The organism is Paenibacillus sp. JMULE4 (genome assembly GCF_013337105.1).
Taxonomy (GTDB): domain Bacteria; phylum Bacillota; class Bacilli; order Paenibacillales; family NBRC-103111; genus Paenibacillus_G; species Paenibacillus_G naphthalenovorans.
On the sequence record NZ_SGWF01000010.1, the window covers coordinates 98,136 to 117,918 of the forward strand.

Genomic DNA, 19,783 nt, shown 5'->3' on the forward strand with positions numbered 1-19,783 from the left:
GCATGGAGACCAACTACAGCACGGTCATGATGAAACCGATTGACAATGTGGCGGTGGCCTTGACGAATATTCCTGGCGGGACGGTAGTAACGGTCAACTGCGGCGGGAACACGATCGCTGTGGAGCTGAAAGAAAATATCGAATTCGGTCATAAATTTGCGGTCGCGCCGATATCCAGCGGGCAAGACATCTTGAAATATGGAGAAGTGATCGGCGTTGCGGTGAAGGATATCGCCGTCGGGGAGCATGTGCACGTTCATAACCTGGAAGGGAAACGGGGAAGGGGTGACCGCATTGTCTCTTGATGCTGTGACATTTTGGGGATATCGTCGTCCTGACGGCCGGGTAGGTATTCGCAACCACGTGTTGATCCTGCCTACGATTGTTTGCGCCACACAAGCGGCAAAGCATATCACGGAGCTTGTTCAAGGAACGGTCAGCTTTATTCATCAGCATGGCTGCGCGCAGGTAGGCGTCGATTACGAGCAGACGTTCCGCACCTATGTCGGCATGGGGACCAATCCGAATGTGTACGGTGTTGTCGTTCTCGGGCTGGGCTGTGAAACCCATCAGGCGAGAAGCATTGCAGGGGAAATCGCCAAGTCGGGCAAACCGGTTGAGGTCGTCTCGATCCAGGACCACGGCGGCACCTTATACACGGTAGCGGAAGGGGCAAGAATAGCTGCCAAGATGGTGCAGGATGCATCCGCGCTTCATCGGGAACTCTTTGACCTCCGTGAATTGATTGTCGGCACCGAGTGCGGGGGCTCGGATGCTTGTTCAGGACTATCCGCTAATCCGGCGGTAGGCGTAGTCAGCGATATGATCGTCGACCATGGAGGAACGTCCATATTAGCGGAGACGACGGAATTAATCGGAGCGGAACACTTGTTGGCGAATAGAGCCGTAGACGACAGGGTAGCCAAAAAAGTTTATGAGGTTATCCAGGCGATGGAAAGCCGCGCGTTCAAGATGGGGGTCGATATACGTACGGGGAATCCGAGTCCGGGCAATATCCGGGGAGGTTTAAGCTCGCTGGAGGAAAAATCATTGGGCGCAGCGAATAAAGCGGGAACCAGGCTGCTTCAGGAGCTCATCGATTATGCGGAAGCCCCGACCAAAAAGGGACTCGTATGGATGGATACGCCAGGCCATGACATCGAACAATTAACCGGGATGGTAGCCGGCGGGGCGCAAATCGTGCTATTCACTACCGGCAGAGGAACGCCTACCGGCTCTCCGATCGCGCCTGTGATCAAAATCTCTACGAATACCGCCATTTTTAACAAGATGGGCGACAATATTGACATTAATGCCGGTACGATCATAGACGGAACAGAAACGATCGAAGCTGTAGGACAACGTCTGTTTGACGAAATGGTTTCGGTATGTTCCGGTAAATGGACCAAATCGGAAATATTGAAGCAGCACGATTTCGGCATTTATCGGATAGGGCCTACTTTCTGAATATTGGAGGGAATACGGGTGAAAGGAAAAACCGCACTGATTACCGGATCGGCTACGGGTATCGGGAAAGCCATAGCGTGCCGTTTGGCGCAGGAAGGCGTCCATATTGCAGTCAATTATTCCAAATCGGAAAAAGAAGCCTTGGAAACCAAAAAGGAGATCGAGGCATTAGGTGTCAATTGCATAGTAATTCAAGGCACGGTATCGGATGACCGGAAAGTAAGGGACATGGTTCAGCAAACGATAGATACCTTTGGACGATTGGACATTTTGGTCAACAACGCCGGTGTGACCGATTTTGTGAAGCACGATGATCTGGAAGGATTGAAGGAAGAATATTGGGATCGGGTCATGGATGTCAATGTGAAGGGGATGTTCTTCTGCTGTCGTGCTGCCGCCGCAGAATTAAAAAAACAGAGAGGCTGCATAGTGAATATCACTTCCGTAGCAGGAATCACAGGCTTAGGCAGTTCCATCGCCTATGCGGCCTCCAAAGCGGCGGCGATCAGCGTGACCAAATCACTGGCCCGTGTGATGGCACCCGAAGTGAGAGTGAATAGCGTTGCGCCTGGGGTTGTGCAGACCAGGTGGGTGGAAGGCCAGGAGGATCATGTGATGCGCTTGGCGGAAGGGACGCCGTTAGGGAGAGTGGCTGCTCCGGAGGATGTTGCCGAAGTGGTTTATTCCGTGATTGCTCATTCCCATTTTGTGACCGGCGAGACGATTAAAGTAGACGGCGGTATGTTTATTTGACAGCAAATCGCATTTTATGAGGCATCGCACGATATGAAGGAGAGGCAGGGTACTATCGCCTCTCTTTTTTGGTTGGTTAAATCTATTAATGTATTCATTAATTTAAGATCATGAGCGAGATTCGGAAAGCGAGATTTTCTTTTGAATTGAAATTTTATAAGTTTTATCAAACTCATTTTACGCGGGTTTAAAATTTCGAGGATGAAAATACAAGAAACTATTGACAATAACGTATACGTTAATTGATAATGAACATACAGATCATCAATAAATCAAGCATATTACAAAATGATGGCAGGAGGCCGAAGCATGAGTGAACAACAACATTTTCGAATTGCAGTCATCCCTGGTGACGGTATCGGGCAAGAGGTAATCCAAGAAGGACAGCGTGTACTGGAGCACTTGGCCCAAGCGTCCAACGGAAAATTTTCTTTCCAGTTTGATTCTTTTCCATGGGGAAGCGAATATTACGCTAAACACGGCCGAATGATGGCTGAAGACGGGTTGGAGCAGCTGAAGGATTATGACGCTATTTATTTCGGCGCCGTCGGCTGGAAAAATGTCCCGGACCATGTGAGTTTGTGGGGATTGAGACTTGCGATCTGCCAAGGCTTTGATCAGTGGGCCAATATCCGGCCTGTTCGCTTCCTGCCGGGAGTGGAAAGCAAGCTGCGCCATCCGAATGTGGAAGAGCTGGATTGGATCTTGATTCGTGAAAATTCGGAAGGCGAGTATTCGGGCTTCGGCGGACGGAATTTCACAGGGCGGGGGAAAGGGAAGGAAGTGGCGGTTCAGTCATCGGTGTTTACGGAGGAAGGCTGCGAACGGATTATTCGTTTCGCGTTTGAGACGGCCCGCACTCGTAAAAGAAAGAAAGTGACCAGTGTAACGAAAAGCAATGCACAGCAATATGGAATGGTGCTTTGGGATGAAGTGTTTGCGCGTGTGAGTCAGGAATATCCGGATGTCGAAACCGAGCAATGGCTGGTTGACGCTATGGCGGCCCGCTTTGTATTGAAGCCGGAAACATTGGAAGTCGTCGTGGGCTCCAACCTGATTGCCGACATTCTGTCTGATCTGGGCAGTGCTCTTGCCGGAAGCCTGGGGCTTGCCGCCAGCGCCAATCTCAACCCCGACAGACGCTACCCGAGCATGTTCGAGCCCGTTCATGGATCTGCTCCCGATATTGCCGGGGCGGGCATAGCCAATCCGATCGGAACCATTGCCAGCGGGGCGCTCATGCTGGAGCATCTCGGCCTTCATGAGGAAGCCGCACTTCTCAATCGGGCGATCGAAGAAACGACTGGACAAGGAAAGCTTACTCCTGATGTAGGGGGTACCAGCAGAACCACGGAGGTTACTGATGCGATTATAGCTAATCTGTCCAATAAAGCTGCCAGTCTTAAATAATCCAAGAGCTGAGGTTGATTTCCGGAAAATCAACCTCAGCTCTTTTCTTTAGGTGGCGCGGATCGTCCGGAGCACTTCCAGAATTTCATTGCGGGCCCTGTAGCGGTGAGATTGCAGCATCGTACGGGCGGCTTCCGGTTCTCCGGCCTTCATGACAGCCAGGATCGCTTGATGTTCGATCATCGAGCGCGTAGGCTTGGGCCTGTATTGTATCGTATACAACCGGGCGCGGTAAAGCTGATCGGTTTGACTGTCCATAATGCCTCTAAGACGCGGATTTTTGGCCAGGTCCACGATATAGTTATGAAACTGATCATCCAGGTCTGTCCAGGCAAGGAGATCGTCGTTGTCCAGTGCCTTTTGCTGCTCATCAACGAGAAGCTCGAGCTGATGAAGTTCTTCTGAAGTGACACGGCCGGCGGCAAGACGGCCCGCAATGCCGTCCAGCGCTTCAACCACCTCGTAAATTTGCTGCAGATCATCCGCTACAATGGGCGCAACGGTAAAGCCCCTGCGCGGGATCAGGCGGACCCAGCCCTCCATTTCCAGACGAACGAGAGCTTCACGCACGGGTGTCCTGCTCATGCCCAGAATTTCGGCTAATGTCCCTTCCAGTACCGTTTGTCCGGGTGCCAATTGAAGATGCCGAATCGCATGGCGAACGGCTAAGTAGGCACGCTGCGGCAGGCGAGTTTCCTCATTCGTCTCTAACTGGGACAAAAAAGACTGCATATTGGAAGAAAGAGCAGGGTTGACCGGTTCTTGGTCATTTCCTTCAGACAGGGGAATCGTCGGTCGTTTTTCCATGTTTATCTGTACACATCCCGATAGCATAAGATTTGATGTCTTAATTTACTTAAATTATAACAAAAAGTAAGCGGATTCCTCAATGAGCCGAGGGGTTGGCGCTCCGGTACTTTTCTTGACAAAAGCCCATTTGTTCGTTAATTTCAATATATGGACAGTAGTTCAAATAAACGAATCATGAAGGTGGAGCTATGACACAAGATAACGGAGCATTTAGAACGGTTTCCCGGATATTTGCCATTTTGCGTCTGTTAAGCAAGAAATCACACGGGTTATCGTTCACGGAAATGATGAATGAGTTTGCCGATATCCCCAAAAGCAGCATGCACAATTTGTTGAAGCAAATGGCTTCACACGGGTATGTGTATTACAACGATGCAACAAAGCTCTATTCGATTGGGGGCGGCATGATTGAACTGGCTTCATCCATCGTGCATCATTTTACTGTCAAACCTTTGGCGCGTCCGTATATAGAGGATTTGGGGACCAAAACCGGGGAAGACATATACCTGGGAATTGTGAGCGGGGATGAATTGGTTTATATCGATAAGGTGAAAGGGACGCATCCCATCCGGTATGACATCCCCGTGGGCACCCGCAGGCAATTTTATTGTACTTCCATGGGTAAACTCTACTTAGCCAGTATGAAGGATGACGAACTGAATGCCTATTTTCAAAAAAAACAGCTGGTTCGAATGACCGAAAGAACAATGACGGATCCTGCACAGATCAGAGAGCACCTCAAAGCCGTTCGCACGTATGGATTATCCATCAGCTATGAAGAAAACATGGATGGCATTGTCGGCATTGCCGCTCCTGTTCTTGACCAATCCGGAAAAATGGCGGCCGGAGTGGTGATTTCCATTCCAACGGACAGAGCAGGCGAACAACGGCTCGATTTTTTGGCGAATCATGTCAAAGAGACAGCGGAGAAAATTACAAACCGCATGGGCGGACAACCATGGAATCGCGGTCACGGCATGGAAACGGCCGCATTGGATTGGAAACACTTGATTGCAAGAATGTAATTCATAAAAGCGACCTCAAACCAAATCCTTTCATAGCTGCGATGGCGGCCGACAACCGGGAGCTTTGATTTCAAACCATAGCGGTAGCCGCCTTGAGCGTGATCCAGCGATCGTTGATTTCCCCAACCTCCCGGTTTCTCACCGGACAACCCCCATTTGCTTGTTTCTCCATAACCCTGACTTTGATGAGAACCTTTCTGAAACCGCTACCAATTTTGTGATTGACAAGATTTGAGATAAGGAGTAAGATTTAATAAGTTCAATAGTTAGAACAAAAGTTTAAATATTTGAAAAAAAGGTGGTGGTTCATGGGGACAATACGGATGGGTCCGTTCACTGCACATGAAAAGAAATCATTGAGCACGAAGGGAGAAGCTTACTATGGCCATCAGAGGACTTAAAGTCGTCGATACGGACGCACATTATTTGGAGCCCATCGAACAGCTTGCCGATTATGCGGATGACGTTTGGAAATCGCGGATCAAAGGGGTGAGTCCGACCCGGCTGCTGCCCATGACGCTCGGGGATCGAATGATGGAGGGCCGGATCAGAAGGGAAGATATGGATTACAACTACCATATTGGATCGAACAAGGAAGGCGAAGTCAAGGCGGCCATGAACCGGCTGCAAATCGACGCTTCTATTTTTGTTCCAAACCACTTAATCTCGATGGGGCATACTCCGGTGAGAGATTTGGTCGTGGCACTTTGCAACGGCTACATCGATTTTATGATCGATAAAGTATTGGATCCTGATGAGGGGATTTACACCATGGTCATCGTTCCATGGCAGGATCCTGAAGAAGGCGCCAAAATCATTGAGCGTGCAGCTCATCATCCCGGTGTGGTCGGAGTATGCTTTATGTGTTCCGGCGCTTACCCTCCTCTTGGAGATGTTCGCTACGATCCGGTTTATGACGCTGCCCAAAGACATGACCTGCCTATGGTATTTCATTCCGCTCCCGGATTGACGCTGGTGGAAGGGGCGTCTCCCGCCGATGGATTTCAACGTTTGATCGAGTCCCATTCATTGGGATTTGCCGTAAGCAACATGATTCAGCTCACCAGCTTACTGATGCAGGGGATTCCGGAGAGGTTTCCAAAGCTCAAATTCGTATTTCAGGAATCCGGGTTGTTTTGGGTACCGATGATGATGTATCGTCTGGACGAATATTACTTGAAACGCCGTTCCGAAGCTCCATTACTCAAGGGCTTGCCGAGCGAATATATTCTGAACCGAATATACTTTGGAAGCCAGCCTATTGAAATGCCCAAGCAGACTCAGCACTTGAAAGCCGTGTTTGACATGGCCAACGGCTATGATCAGTTCATGTATGCCAGTGATTACCCGCACTTTGATTATGATGATCCTTCTATTGCCTATCGCATGCCGTTTCTGGATAAGGAAGCGAAGGCCAAATTTTTGGCAGGCAATGCCATGAAGGTGTTCAATCTTAGAAAAGGGGGAATCAAAAAATGGGAAAACATATCATCGGTCCCGTCGGACAATTCTCAGATGGAACCGTTAAAATAGTCGATCTGGAAGGGAAATCGGTTGGCATCGTATGCACGGGGGGGAAATTTTATGCATTACGCAACTTATGTCCTCATCAGGGCGGCCCGGCCTGCGGAGGCATTTTCCCTACATTAAAAGCAGCGATCCAGGCTAACGGGCGCATCGTGGAATACAATGATTACGAGGAACCGGTCGTATCCTGCCCTTGGCATGGCTGGGAGTTTGATGTGAAAACGGGCGAGTGCCTGGCCGACCGCACGAGGCGAATTGCCGTATATGACGCGACGATAGAAAACGATTCCGTGATTGTAACCATCCCCTGAAGAAAGGAAGAGGGTCCATGAATCCGTTTGGCACATTGAATTATGAAATCAAACCGCATCCGGAGCATCAGCGCTTGAAACATGTTGAGTTGAGCAACGCATCGCTTCAGCAATTTTTTCAATCCGTTAAGGACATCGACATCGAAAGAATCGAATATGTTCCGTTTGAACGATTTTATTTGGCCGATCAGCTTAAAGAAGCGGTTGGAGATTCATTTCAGCAGACCATCCGGCAAATTCTGCAAGACCGCAGCAGCGGAGGCTTTACCATAGGTGTCCAGGAGCAAACGGACGATACGGATGAATATCTTAAATTTGCAACGGCGATTGCCTATCTCATTGGGATTTCCAATCATGACGCGATGTCGGGCAAGTTTTACGCCAGATTTGCTGTGCAGCATTCGGACGATAGCGATACGTACCTTCGTCAGGCTTTTCGGGTGCTGGAACTGCATACCGACGGCATTTTCGTTGATGAGCCGACGGATTGGCTGATCATGATGAAATTCGTGGAACGAAATGCTGTCGGGGGCGAATCGCGGCTGCTTCACCTCGATGATTGGGAGGACCTGCCTGCTTTCAGCCAACACCCCTTGGCCTCACATATTTATAAGTACGATTACTCCGACAGAGGCAGCAAGAACGTAACAAGTGCCGTATATAATCCCACCTTCTATGAACGGAACCATACCATCTGTATGCGCTACAACCACCAATGTGTCCATCCGCAAACGATAGAGCAGGCGATGTATCTTAAACATATTCAGGAATCGATGGAAAATAGTCCGGGAACGCTCGCCGTAAACCTGCCTGTCGGACAGCTGGTCATACTGAACAACCACTTCTGGCTTCATGGCCGGGAGGCTTTTGAAAAGAATACGGATCTGTACCGGGAGTTAATGCGGCAGAGAGGCGTTTTCGCCCAAAATTGATTTCCGTTCAAGACAGAAAACGGGGAGATGCATAGTATTGTCCAATATCGGATTCCGAATATGCAAGAGTGTCGACAGGATCAATCCGGAAATTATCGCCAGCTTTAAAGGGATTGCCGCATCGAATATTGCGGACGTCATGGGACGCTTTCGCGCTATGGATCATGCGATTAAAAGTGTGAACAAGCCGGGCATTCATGTTGTTGGAAGCGCTTTTACCGTCAGAACGCATCCCTCGGATAACTTAATGGTGCACAAGGCGATGGACCTGGCCAAACCGGGAGATTTGATCGTCATTGATGCTTCCGGGGATATGGGTCATGCGATACTCGGCGAGCTCATGTGTCACTATGCCAAGGTGAAGGGCCTCGGGGGTTTTATTGTCGATGGTCCCGTGAGGGATCTGTATGCCATTGCTGAGATGGGCTTTCCCGTCTTTGCCAGGGGCGGCACACCGCGCGGCCCCTACAAGGAAGGGCCTGGTGAAATCAACACCGTCATTAGCTGCGGCAATGTTCCGGTAGCACCGGGAGATGTCATTGTTGGTGATGATGACGGGGTTGTGGTCATCCCTTCAGCAGAGGCGCAGGAAGTATTAAAGTCAGCCCGGGCGGTGCAGGAGAAGGAAGCGGCGACCATTCAAGCGATTTACGACGGCAAATGGGATAGATCATGGATCGATGCCGCACTTCAAGCCAAAGGATGTGAAGTCATTGAGTAATGGGGTAGTGAAGGTGCCGAAGGCGGAGCTCCAAGATTTTGTTTCCCAGATTTTCACATGTGCAGGATTGGATGAAGAACAATCATCCACGTTGGCCAGACATCTGGTTCTGGCCAATTTAAGAGGCATTGATTCCCATGGCGTCAGCAGGGTCGCCATTTACATTGATAGGCTTCACAGAGGGCTGACCAATAAAAAGTGCGAATTGAAAGCCGTCCGGGAAACCGCCTCATTCGCTTTATTCGATGCTCAGAACGCTTCGGGTATCGTCGCAGCAACAAAGGGAATGCAGATCGCTGTAAATAAAGCGAAGCAGACGGGGATCGGGGTGGTCGGGATCAACCATTCGAATCACTGCGGCATGCTTGCCGATTACACCATGTATGCGGCAGAGCACGACTGTATTGCGCTGGCAACGACCAATGCCCCGGCGAATATGGCGCCATGGGGAGGCAAGGAGCGCTTCTTCGGGACCAATCCTTTATCCTATGGAATCCCGGCGGGCGAGGAGGAGGATATCATCTTCGATATGGCTTCCAGTGTCGTTGCCAGAGGCAAGATCATCAATGCTCAGAAAAACGGGCAAACCATTCCCGTCGGCTGGGCGATTTCCAGGGAGGGCAACCCGACAACCGATCCGACGGAGGCTTTGGAAGGGTTGGTGCTGCCGGTCGGCGGTCATAAAGGATACGGGATTGCGATGCTGGTCGACATTCTGTCCGGGCTGTTTACAGGAGCGCAATATGGGCCGCATATCGGCGATTTGTACCGAAACTTTGAGCGGCATCAGCATGCGGGACAATTCTTTATGGTCATGCGTGCCGATTTATTTCAGCCTTTGCAGATTTTCAAAGACCGCATGGATCAGATGATAAGGGAAATTCGGCAGGTTCCGTTGATTGAAGGAGTAGAGCAAATTTACATGCCGGGCGAAATGGAACGGGGCATGATGGATGACCGCACGAAAAACGGAATACCGTTATCGACACAAGTTGTCCAGGAAATGGTTCAGGTTGCCAATCGCCTGCATGTATACAATCCGCTGTTTCAAAGCGCGAAATAAGAGGGGGGCTGTGATTCTTGAAAAAGCTGGTTTCGATTATTCTGGCTGCGGCATTAACGATGGTTGCGGGATGCGGTGCGACGAATCAAGGGACGACAAACCAAGGAAATCAAGCGAATCCGGGCAGCGATGGAAAACAGCAGGCAGCCAATGGCTATCCGAATAAGCCGATTACCTTGATCGTAGCGTTCGAGGCAGGCGGAGGCACCGACGTAGGTGCAAGAATATTGGCTCCATATGTGGAGAAGGAGTTAGGGGTGCCCCTCGTTATATCCAATAAACCGGGCGCCGGCGGCTGGGTCGGTTGGGGGGAATTGGTCAAATCGCCGCCCGACGGTTATACCATCGGATATATTAACACGCCTAATTTAATTACAGGCTATGTGAATCCTTCTACGGCCCGGAAGGAAAACCTCGACAGCTTTGAACCCATTGCCAATCATGTGACGGATCTTGGCGCGATAGCTATCCGGTCCAATGAAACCCGATTCACGGACATCAAGAGTTTAGTTGAGTATGCCAAGGCAAACCAATTAACGGTAACCTCTACGGGAGTCGGCAGTGACGATCATTATGCGGCTTTACGAATGAATCAAAGATTGGGTACGAAGTTCAATGCAGTCCATACCAAGGGCTTCGGCGAAAATTTGAGCAATCTGCTCGGAGGGCACGTGGATGTAATGCTTGCCAATGTCGGTGAAGTCGTTAAACCTCATAATGAAAAACAGTTGAAGGTTATTGCGGTGATGGCGCAGGAACGCTCGTCTTATCTTCCGGATGCGCCGACCTTAAAGGAAAGCGGATTTGGCGATATTGTTTCCTGGTCTGCCCGGGGCATCGCGGCTCCCAAAGGGGTCAGTCCGGAAATTATGGAGAAGCTGATCGCCGCATTCGAAAAAGGAATTAACGACATGGAGCAAAAGAAAAAAATGGAAGACATGGGCCTCCAGGTGGATTTTAAAAAGGGAGAAGAGTACAAGAACATGCTGAAGGAAGAGGAAGCGGGCGTTATGGAGCTGAAGAAGCTGTTGAATTGGTAAGCGAATGAGACCTGATTTCAAAGGTATGGGCATAGTCCAAGAAAAAGCTGCACCATGCCTTTGAAATCATAGGGATCGATGCGGGGAAAGGAAGTGGTCTGATGTTGAAAAATGCGGGATTTGTGATCGGTATCGTGATCCTGCTTTTTGCATCCCTGATTTTATGGCAGTCCTTATCGCTTGACTATTACAGCGAGCTTGGACCCGGACCAGGATTACTGCCGCTTTGGCTTAGTGCGGTTTTAATGGTCTTGTCGCTGCTGTTTATGATGAAGTCGCTCAAGAAAAGTATTATTTTGTTCCCGGAGATTTTACCGAGGGGCAGAGGGCTCGGGAATATTCTGACCATTATCGCTGCTGTGCTTTTTTTATTATCGCCGCTCCTTTTGCCGGTTTCACGATCGCGGGTATCCTGACGCTGTCTTTTATTCTGATAAGAGATTATAAATGGGTTATGGCTCTGGGTGTTTCGGCCACCGTTACGGTATCCCTGTTTTATGTTTTCAAATTTCTCCTCAATGTGCCTCTGCCGGTGAATGCATTGGGATTCTAAGTAAGGGGGAAAACCATGGAGTCATTCGTTCATTTATTGTCGGGATTTAGTACAGCGCTTACATTGGAAAATCTGGTCTACTGTTTGCTTGGCGTTACGGCCGGTATGCTGGTCGGCATCCTCCCGGGACTGGGCCCTACATCGGGAACGGCCATCCTGCTCCCCATTACTTTCGGCATGGACCCCATATCTGCGATTATTATGTTATCGGGGATTTACTACGGGGCGATGTATGGAGGCACCATTACGTCTGTTCTTATCAATACCCCGGGCGAAGCCGCATCGGTGATTACCTGTTTGGACGGGCATCCTTTGGCGAAGCAGGGAAGGGCCGGAACCGCATTGGGAGTAGCGGGAATCGGGTCATTCATTGGGGGAACCGTGTCGATTATAGGGCTTGCCTTTCTCGGGCCGGTGATCGCCCGAATGGCATTGAAATTTGGACCGCCGGAGTTTTTTGCTCTGATGGTTTTGGGCTTGACCCTAGTGATCGGTCTGATCGGCAAATCGCTCTTAACCGGGATGATGGCTGCTGTGTTGGGGCTAACCTTATCCATGATCGGGATGGATACCATGTCCGGTGTGGTCCGGTTCAGCTTCGGGGAGCCCCAATTAATGAACGGTTTCGATTTTGTGACGGTGGCTATGGGGTTATTCGGTTTATCCGAAATTTTAACCAATGCCGAAATCCATACAAAAGCGCAGAAGGCTCCTAAAGTGCAAGGACTTTTGCCTAGACGGGAAGAATGGCGTCCAACATTGATGTCCATTGGACGAGGCACCGGATTAGGATTTTTAGTGGGGCTGCTGCCCGGATCCAATTCGGTTATTCCTGCCATCATGTCGTATTCCCTGGAGAAAAAACTGGCTAAGGATCCTGCTCGCTTTGGAAAGGGAGCCATTGAGGGCGTAGCCGGACCCGAAACAGCCAATAACTCCTACTGCGGCGGTGCTCTCATTCCTTTGTTCACGCTTGGGATTCCTAGCTCGCCTACGATTGCCGTCATCCTGGGAGCGTTTATTATGCATGGACTTACCCCGGGTCCCACTCTATTTCAAAATAATCCGGATTTTGTCTGGGCCGTCATTGCCAGTATGTTTATAGGCAACTTTATTTTGCTCATCATGAATGTGCCTATGGCAGGGTTGTGGGCCAAAATTGCAACCGTTCCGTTCAAGCTGCTTTTTCCCATTATCCTGATGATTTCAATTTTAGGTGCATATAGTGTGAATAACAGCCTTTGGGATGTCGGAGTCATGCTCGCATTTGGTATTATAGGGTATTTTATGAAGAAGGTCGATATTCCTATGGCGCCTCTGGTGCTAACCTTTGTTTTAGGAAAGCTGATGGAAGACGCATTGATGCAGTCGTTAATCATCTTTAACGGAAACTTCTTCTCCTTTTTCCAGCGTCCGATTTCAGGTACCATTCTGGCCATTTCCATCCTGATTTTGATGATAAGCTTTATAGCAGGCTTGAAGAAGAAAAAGGAATTTTTGGCTAATGACGTTGAAATGTAAACGACGTAGAGGAGCTGCAATCCTGTGGAAGACTTGAAATCTGCATAACGAGGGGGTCAAATACAGATTGACTTTGGAAGCATACCTAAAGACAGGTGACGTTGCGGCCTGTCTTTTTTTGTATTGAACAGAAAATTCCAGTGGTATGGTCGGCAGATGCGCTTGGAGTAAGATTGACACGTATTGGATGTTGAATTAAAATGATTCCAAAACTACCAATATACACGCATCCCGGCCCCTGAGATTTAAGTTGTGACCTGTAATCCCATATATAGGACTCCAATCATAGCCATCAGCAAGTTAATCCACTGATTTCCAATTTTATGATCTCAGCATCAGCAACTTGTCAGAATATGTAAGTCCAAAGACCTATTTTGAAAGCGTTTTAATTATTGGGGATTTATACCTGGTGGTAAGAATTTAACATTGAAACCTGAACATCATTTGTGGAGGTGGAGTACATTTGAATTCTTACATGAGCCGACGTCAATTCCTCAAAAAGATGACGAAATGGACTGTGCTGGGGGTGGGTCTTTGTCTGAACGGAACGCTGCTTGCCGCTTGTGAGAAATCGATTACAGGCGGCGGCTTGAACTTGGAGGACCCGGATACGGAGGAACAGAAACCGTTTATATTTTTTTCCAATAAAAGTCTGGGGTACTATTTTTATATTATTCAACAGGAGGCCGTTAACCGCGCGGCTCAATCGATCGGATGGGGCTTTCAGTCTTCTGTTGCCGATTTCGATCCGTCCAAGCAGGATCAGCAAATTCGGGATATATTGGCCAAGAAGCCGGTCGCTGTGGTGGCAGATCCGGTAGACAGCGAAGGGCTGGAAGAAACGATGAGTGCAGCCAGGCGCGAAGCCATTCCGGTGGGAATTATCGATACGCCTCTTATGACCGGCGAAGCCTCGATTACGATCGCCTTCGATAATTACAAAGCCGGGGAAATGGCCGCCCAAAAAATCATTGAGCTGTTGACAGAAAAGTACGGAACGCCTAAAGGGATCGTACTCAACTGTTTTGGCCAACTGAAGAGCCATGCGTGGAATCTTCGAAAGCAGGGCTTTGAAGCGGTGCTCCAAACCTATGAGGATGTCGAGTTAATCAGCCGCGCCACCGAAGGCGATTTAACGAAAATGCATGATGTAACCGCCGAAATATTGTCCCAATTTCCACAGCTTGACGCCGTCCACGCGCCTTCCGAAACCCCCGCCCGCGGTATTTATCAGGCATTGAAGGAAAAAGGCAGGCTCCATCCCAAGGGTTCGAAGGAGCACGTTATTTTTGTCACCATAGACGGGGAGCCGATCGCACATCAATGGATTAAGGAGGGGATTTTGGATGCCACCATCTCTCAGGATCCGATTGCTTACGGGGAAATATGCGTCGAGCTTCTGAATAAGTATGCCCGGCAGGGTAAGGAGGTCCCTCTGGAGCAATATTCGAACAGCAAGTACTACTGGGAAAAGGCGCAAATTATGCAAACCGCCTCCGGTCCAAGCCTGATTCTGCCGCCGTTTGAAGTGAATACAGGCAATGTGGACGACAAGCGGCTGTGGGGGAATATCGCCTTTAACGACTGGGGAATCAAATATTATTAACCATGACATCAAACAAAGAGAGGACGCCTATGGGACGGATCCTTCATTTTTTTAGAAAAAGCATTAAGCGCCGTCTTCTTTTTTGCTTTGTATGGATCAGTATTCTGCCTATAGTGATCGTCGGCTTCATCCCTTATCAAAAAACAGCCGAAGTCGTGAAGGGGCAGGTATTGGAGTATGCGCAGATTACGGTGAATCAGCTCAATGAGAATATTAACTACCATTTGAACGAGATGGACTTGATGTCGAGAATGGTGTACTATCAGGTGTTTGCCGCCTTTGAGAAAGAAGGGGGAGAAAGCGAGATCCATCGCGAGGATTTCCGCCAATTTATTTTGGCGCTCAAAAATAACCGCACCTTCATTGATGAAATTCATGTGATTGAAGGGGATCAATACTATTCGACTGCGTCCGTGCTGAGGCAGGAGCTGTTGAAATCCAAAGATTGGTATATCAGCTCCTTGCAAAATCCGGGAGAGAAGACATGGGTCGGACCGCATGTAAACGATTACTCCCTGAATGAACCGAAAACGGACAGGGTCGTATCCCTTGTGTATCCCTTTATCCTTCCCAAGCGTTCGTCGCCGGCCGTTATTATTATCGAAATGAAACAAGATAAGCTCGATGAGCTGTTTCAGAGTCCCGCCCTAAGAAGCCTGGGTAAAGTATTGCTGATCGACAAATATGGCCGTATTCTGTACAGCTCGGATCCGTCATTGCTGCCTGCGGAGCATGAATATTCGAATCAATATATTACGAATACGAATCTGCTCGGCGGGTTAAACGATGAATACAGCTTTATCTATGACATCAATTATTTCAGCGGATGGAAGGTCGCCGCATTCATTCCGAATGTGAAGATAGAGCAAAGCTTTGCTTCCATCCGGAAAATCGTGTTTATGCTGATCGGCATTTTTCTGGTCATATCGATCCTGCTGGGCTGGGGATTGTCAGACCGGCTGATCAAACCGCTGAGAACATTGCAGATCGACATGCGGCAGGTAAAGAAAGGCAAGTTTTATACGCGGTCTGCCATTGATGCGGACGATGAAATCGGTGATCTCAGCCGCAACTTCAATCAAATGGTAGCCGAGATCGAAAGCCTGATTGATAAAATCTCCGAATCCGAACGAAAGAAGAAGCAAATCGAGATGCAGTCCCTTCAATATCAGATTAATCCGCATTTTCTATACAATACGTTAAACTCCGTGCAGTGGCTGGCCAAAGAGTACAAGGCGCCGGAAATCAGCGAAATGCTGACGGCTTTAATCAAGCTGCTGCGCGCGAGTTTAAATACGACCAATTATACGCATATGCTGGAGGAAGAATTGGAGGTGTTGTCCTACTATGCCCGTATTCAGAAATACAGGTATGACGATCAGGTGAAGATCATTTACCGGATCGATACGGATGTACTGGCCGCCCTTGTGCCCAGATTTGTTCTGCAGCCGCTGGTAGAAAACGCATTCTTTCACGGCCTTTCCGACAATGAAGGAAGGATTGAAATCAGCGCCCGCCGCAAGGAGGATCTGGTTGAAATCGTTGTGGAGGATAACGGAAGAGGAATCGATGCCGACAAACTGAAAACCTTATTTTCCCCCGATGTGGAAAGAAAGCATTCCAGCGGAATCGGAATCAAGAATGTGGACGATAAAATTAAGCATTATTTCGGCGATTCGTACGGGTTATCTATTGATAGCGTCAAAGGTAGGGGAACGAGGATTTCTATCGTATTGCCTTGCAGGCTAAAGGAAGGGGTAGAGGAGCTTGACGATACAAATCTTGGCTCTTCGCTCTACTGGGTGGGTAGAGGCGCAAATATTAGTTTTATAACCCTTCCGCCTCTAAGAGAATTTCAGAGATTGAAACAGCCCTCAAGAAGAGCACTTGACCGCTGTTTCAATCTCTGAAGCGTGGTATTAAGGCGGTAAGGGTTATTGTGCTCGGCGTGCTCCGAGCGTTGGAAGTCGGAGCTTATTCGCGGTCATGTAGACCATGGCGATCAGATTTTCTACGTTGCGGTAACCTCTGGCTCGCCGTTTGGCTGCTTGCACCAGACCATTAATACCTTCGAGCAAACCGTTCGTCATCTTGCTGTGGAACCAGCGTAATATGCCTTCCTCATGTTGCTTGATCGTCTTGGCTAAGCTAATCATGGGCGAGAGCTTTGATCGAGTGGCCCAGCCGATCCATTCCCGCAAATACATATCCGCCAAAATATGCGGGGTAGTCCAGAGATCCTGTAAGGCCAGCTTAAGACGGTAAGCCCGCCCAGTCTGCAGGTTGCTGTCCTTTAGGCGCAGTAAGGTTTCTTTCTGCTCCGCTTTGAGGTTTGCTTCGTTCTTCAACCAGATGTATTTCGTTCGCTTCAGTTCTGGCATTTGCTTCTGCTCTTGAATTCGAACCTCATCCAGGGCTTCGCCCACCAGCTTCATCACATGAAATTTGTCAAAGGTGATCTCGGCATCAGGAAAATATTCCTCAATGCCTCGGATAAAGGCGGGTGACATATCGCAGCATACTTCTTCAATCTGCTGCGCGGCAGCACCTTTTGTTGTCAGATACGACTTAAAGCGCTCCAACGTATCCATTCCTTTGCCTTCAGTTGCAAACAGCACGGTTTTGCGATCAACATCAACAAACAGGGTAATGTAGCGGTGCCCTCGCCTAGATGACGTCTCGTCAATCGCAATCCGTTTCACCTTGGATATATCAAGCTCTGCCATCGCTTTATCGACGTAGTGATGGAAGATGCGCCACATCCGTGTGTCATGTTCTCTCAGCTCACGGGCTGCCGCATTGACGGGCATTTCCGCCATTAATCGCATCGCCCATGCTTCAAAGAGCAAAGTGAAATGAGAAAGCGGTCTGGCCCACTTCACCGATACTTGCGTTATCTTGTTACACGCCTTGCATTTTACTCGTGGCATTCTGGCGTGCATATATGTTTTCCAATTCCAGAAGTCCAAGTGTCGCCAGGTCTTCTTCTCGGAGTCATATGCTTTACAAGCGATCCCGCATAAGGGACAAGCGAAGGTTGCTCCTCGTGCAAAGTCGATAAACAGGTGCCAAGCTTGATCCATATCGTCAAACTCAACATGCGTCAATTTCCATGGTTCTTCCAACTGTAACGCCACTTTGAACATCTCTGAAATCATATTGTCACTACTGCTTAATGTAGTCCACACTAGTCATCCCGCCCTATTAATCATCTTACAGAGCAGTATTGACTAAATTTCTATTAAGCAGACATTAGCCATGAACTATAGCGAGGAAGCCAAATCTTAGTGGTTGATGACGAGATGATTGTTAGAAGAGGACTTAAAACGCTGGTCCCCTGGGGTGAATTCGGCATGGAGGTCGTATCCGAAGCGGCCAACGGGGAGAAGGCGTTGAACATTCTCAAGCAGCAGCCCATCGATTTGGTCATTACGGATATCCGGATGCCGATCATCGACGGGCTGGAGCTTACGCGCATCATCAAGCGGGATTATCCGCATATCAAGGTACTGCTGCTTACTTGCTACAATGACTTTGAATATGTGAAGGAGGCTTTGGAAATCGGGGCCTCGGGTTATTTACTTAAAACAGAAATGGAAGAGGACGGTCATCTGGAGAACGCTTTATCCAGAATCCGGTCCGAATTTGAGCAGATGAAGACGAATCAGGAAATGGTTCGGGAGCTGCAAAGACAAGCCAGTCAGTCCCTGCCCTTACTGCGGGAGAAATGGTTGAGGTCGCTTCTGACGGGAGATCACTATACCGAATTGAAGCAGCAAAGCGACAAGCTGGCCCTCCGATGGCTCGATAAGCCGTGCCTGCTCCTGTTGATCATGTATAAAGAAAATGTCAATGCCGCCGAAGAGACCGTTTCCAAAGCATTACAGGATGGCCTGGGAGAAGCGAATGCTATGGCGGTAAGGTTAAGTGACAGGTCCTATCTGGTTTTGATTGAAAAAGCGGCGAATATCAGCAAGCAGAAGGGGATGGAATGGGAAAATCATACAGTATTAACGGTATATGCGGCCTTGAAGAGCCTGGCTCCGGCCTCCGGTCAGGTTCAATTGTACTATCGTTCCTCCCGCAGTATGGATCAGCTTCCTGCCGAATATTCGAATCTACTGCAATTTGCGGAGCAGCACGCCTTTTACCATGAGCTTGGAACCGTGGAGGATACGCACGGCATGGAGCTTCCGGAAGCTTTTGAAGCCCAGGCCTATGTGAACGGGCAGGACGTCAAGCGGCTGGCCATGATCCGGAATTGGAGCAGGCTGAAGGAAATGCTTGCGGAAGTGACAGCTTTGATTCAGGATCGCAAGCCCAGTGTCGAATCTGTAAAAATGATGGTGATCGATATCGTTTTGGCCATTATGGAAGGGCTTCAATCGAACAGTCATATTATATCCTCTCTATGGGGAAGCAATAAATTCGACTACATGGAAAGAGTCAAAAAAATTCCGACGTTCAAGGAATTGACGGAATGGCTTATGGATGGTATCGGGCATCTGGAAGCGGAGAGATCCGTCCTGATTGGCGGAGTGAATAAGGTAATAGCCAAAGCGGCTGCCTACATTGAAACCCATTTCCACGAGGAGGTGACGCTGGAGCAATTGGCGGAGCATGTCGGCCTGAGCAAGAGCTATTTAAGTTCTTACTTCAAAAAGGTTACGGGTGAAAGCTTCATTGATTATATGCTTCAGCTGCGTGTCGAAAAAGCCAAAGAGCTGTTTCGGCAAACGAATCTGAAAATTTATGAAGTCGCGGAGGCCGTTGGTTTTCAGGACCCCAAATATTTTACCAAATCGTTTAAACGGATCACAGGCGTATCTCCGAATCAGTACAAAGAAGCCATCGAAAAATAAAAGATCAGGCACACGCGCAAGGTCATCCAATGGACCTGCGCGTTTTTTTTTGTGTGGAGGCCCAAAAATTTTACACCCTGCCGTAAATCATTGCACCTTTCTCCGTTATATTGCGAATCATCTAAAAAATGAACACCTGCATCCAAACTTTCATCCATGTTGCGGTATTTGTCAATGGAGTA

19 protein-coding genes are annotated in these 19,783 nt (G+C 48.9%); 17 read left to right on the forward strand and 2 right to left on the reverse strand.

The window, feature by feature from the left end; all coding sequences use genetic code 11:
* Positions 1–2: 2 nt before the first annotated feature.
* The 4 genes from EXW96_RS02715 (at position 3) to EXW96_RS02730 (ending at position 3,630) form a co-directional block, all read left to right on the forward strand.
* Positions 3–305: a UxaA family hydrolase gene (locus tag EXW96_RS02715; RefSeq protein ID WP_054819807.1), complete on the forward strand. Its 303-nt coding sequence runs from the start codon at positions 3–5 to the stop codon at positions 303–305.
* The gene (locus EXW96_RS02720; protein ID WP_254611193.1) at positions 295–1,467 is read left to right on the forward strand and encodes a UxaA family hydrolase; all 1,173 of its coding nucleotides are present in this window, start codon (positions 295–297) and stop codon (positions 1,465–1,467) included. Before EXW96_RS02715 ends, EXW96_RS02720 begins: the two co-directional genes overlap by 11 nt.
* Before the next feature lie 18 nt (positions 1,468–1,485).
* Positions 1,486–2,220 carry an SDR family NAD(P)-dependent oxidoreductase gene (locus EXW96_RS02725; RefSeq protein WP_235594277.1) on the forward strand — a complete coding sequence of 245 codons (735 nt, stop codon included), beginning with the start codon at positions 1,486–1,488 and terminating at the stop codon, positions 2,218–2,220.
* A gap of 309 nt (positions 2,221–2,529) precedes the next feature.
* A complete protein-coding gene (locus EXW96_RS02730) occupies positions 2,530–3,630 on the forward strand; it encodes a tartrate dehydrogenase (RefSeq protein WP_054819808.1) in 1,101 nt (366 codons plus the stop codon).
* Positions 3,631–3,678: 48 nt separating this feature from the next.
* Here EXW96_RS02730 and EXW96_RS02735 read toward each other — a convergent pair whose 3' ends face one another.
* Positions 3,679–4,437 carry a GntR family transcriptional regulator gene (locus EXW96_RS02735; protein WP_082660719.1) on the reverse strand — a complete coding sequence of 253 codons (759 nt, stop codon included), beginning with the start codon at positions 4,435–4,437 and terminating at the stop codon, positions 3,679–3,681.
* Positions 4,438–4,628: 191 nt separating this feature from the next.
* On the opposite strand from EXW96_RS02735, the gene EXW96_RS02740 reads away from it, so the two are divergent.
* The 12 genes from EXW96_RS02740 to EXW96_RS02795 all read left to right on the forward strand — a co-directional run bounded on the left by EXW96_RS02740 (position 4,629) and on the right by EXW96_RS02795 (position 16,649).
* Positions 4,629–5,465: an IclR family transcriptional regulator gene (locus EXW96_RS02740; RefSeq protein ID WP_174349805.1), complete on the forward strand. Its 837-nt coding sequence runs from the start codon at positions 4,629–4,631 to the stop codon at positions 5,463–5,465.
* A gap of 381 nt (positions 5,466–5,846) precedes the next feature.
* Positions 5,847–6,998: an amidohydrolase family protein gene (locus EXW96_RS02745; protein WP_062408123.1), complete on the forward strand. Its 1,152-nt coding sequence runs from the start codon at positions 5,847–5,849 to the stop codon at positions 6,996–6,998.
* On the forward strand, positions 6,941–7,303 hold the full coding sequence (locus EXW96_RS02750) for a Rieske (2Fe-2S) protein (protein WP_054817170.1): 363 nt from the start codon (positions 6,941–6,943) through the stop codon (positions 7,301–7,303). The genes EXW96_RS02745 and EXW96_RS02750 overlap by 58 nt, the downstream gene beginning before the upstream one ends.
* Before the next feature lie 17 nt (positions 7,304–7,320).
* Complete coding sequence (gene glaH, locus EXW96_RS02755; protein WP_174349806.1) at positions 7,321–8,235, forward strand: glutarate dioxygenase GlaH; 915 nt, start codon at positions 7,321–7,323, stop codon at positions 8,233–8,235.
* A 37-nt stretch (positions 8,236–8,272) separates the two neighbouring features.
* Positions 8,273–8,956 carry an RraA family protein gene (locus tag EXW96_RS02760; RefSeq protein WP_174349807.1) on the forward strand — a complete coding sequence of 228 codons (684 nt, stop codon included), beginning with the start codon at positions 8,273–8,275 and terminating at the stop codon, positions 8,954–8,956.
* Positions 8,949–10,019 carry an Ldh family oxidoreductase gene (locus tag EXW96_RS02765; RefSeq protein WP_174349808.1) on the forward strand — a complete coding sequence of 357 codons (1,071 nt, stop codon included), beginning with the start codon at positions 8,949–8,951 and terminating at the stop codon, positions 10,017–10,019. The genes EXW96_RS02760 and EXW96_RS02765 overlap by 8 nt, the downstream gene beginning before the upstream one ends.
* 17 nt (positions 10,020–10,036) lie before the next feature.
* Positions 10,037–11,059 (forward strand): tripartite tricarboxylate transporter substrate binding protein, encoded by a 1,023-nt coding sequence (locus tag EXW96_RS02770; RefSeq protein WP_174349809.1) that lies wholly within the window; start codon positions 10,037–10,039, stop codon positions 11,057–11,059.
* A 101-nt stretch (positions 11,060–11,160) separates the two neighbouring features.
* Positions 11,161–11,475, forward strand: a complete 315-nt coding sequence (locus tag EXW96_RS02775; protein WP_174349810.1) for a hypothetical protein — start codon at positions 11,161–11,163, stop codon at positions 11,473–11,475.
* Between the two features lie 2 nt (positions 11,476–11,477).
* Positions 11,478–11,612 carry a tripartite tricarboxylate transporter TctB family protein gene (locus EXW96_RS28445; RefSeq protein WP_375256436.1) on the forward strand — a complete coding sequence of 45 codons (135 nt, stop codon included), beginning with the start codon at positions 11,478–11,480 and terminating at the stop codon, positions 11,610–11,612.
* A 15-nt stretch (positions 11,613–11,627) separates the two neighbouring features.
* Positions 11,628–13,133: a tripartite tricarboxylate transporter permease gene (locus EXW96_RS02785; RefSeq protein ID WP_074728305.1), complete on the forward strand. Its 1,506-nt coding sequence runs from the start codon at positions 11,628–11,630 to the stop codon at positions 13,131–13,133.
* A 463-nt stretch (positions 13,134–13,596) separates the two neighbouring features.
* The gene (locus tag EXW96_RS02790; protein ID WP_174349811.1) at positions 13,597–14,739 is read left to right on the forward strand and encodes a sugar ABC transporter substrate-binding protein; all 1,143 of its coding nucleotides are present in this window, start codon (positions 13,597–13,599) and stop codon (positions 14,737–14,739) included.
* A gap of 29 nt (positions 14,740–14,768) precedes the next feature.
* Positions 14,769–16,649 carry a cache domain-containing sensor histidine kinase gene (locus EXW96_RS02795; RefSeq protein ID WP_174349812.1) on the forward strand — a complete coding sequence of 627 codons (1,881 nt, stop codon included), beginning with the start codon at positions 14,769–14,771 and terminating at the stop codon, positions 16,647–16,649.
* Positions 16,650–16,673: 24 nt separating this feature from the next.
* On the opposite strand, the gene EXW96_RS02800 is transcribed toward EXW96_RS02795, so the two are convergent.
* Positions 16,674–17,927, reverse strand: coding sequence for an ISL3 family transposase (locus EXW96_RS02800; RefSeq protein ID WP_309224977.1), 1,254 nt, complete (start codon positions 17,925–17,927; stop codon positions 16,674–16,676).
* Positions 17,928–18,026: 99 nt separating this feature from the next.
* Here EXW96_RS02800 and EXW96_RS28220 point away from each other — a divergent pair, with 99 nt between their 5' ends.
* The gene (locus tag EXW96_RS28220; RefSeq protein WP_174349813.1) at positions 18,027–19,601 is read left to right on the forward strand and encodes a response regulator transcription factor; all 1,575 of its coding nucleotides are present in this window, start codon (positions 18,027–18,029) and stop codon (positions 19,599–19,601) included.
* The last annotated feature ends 182 nt before the right edge of the window (positions 19,602–19,783 follow it).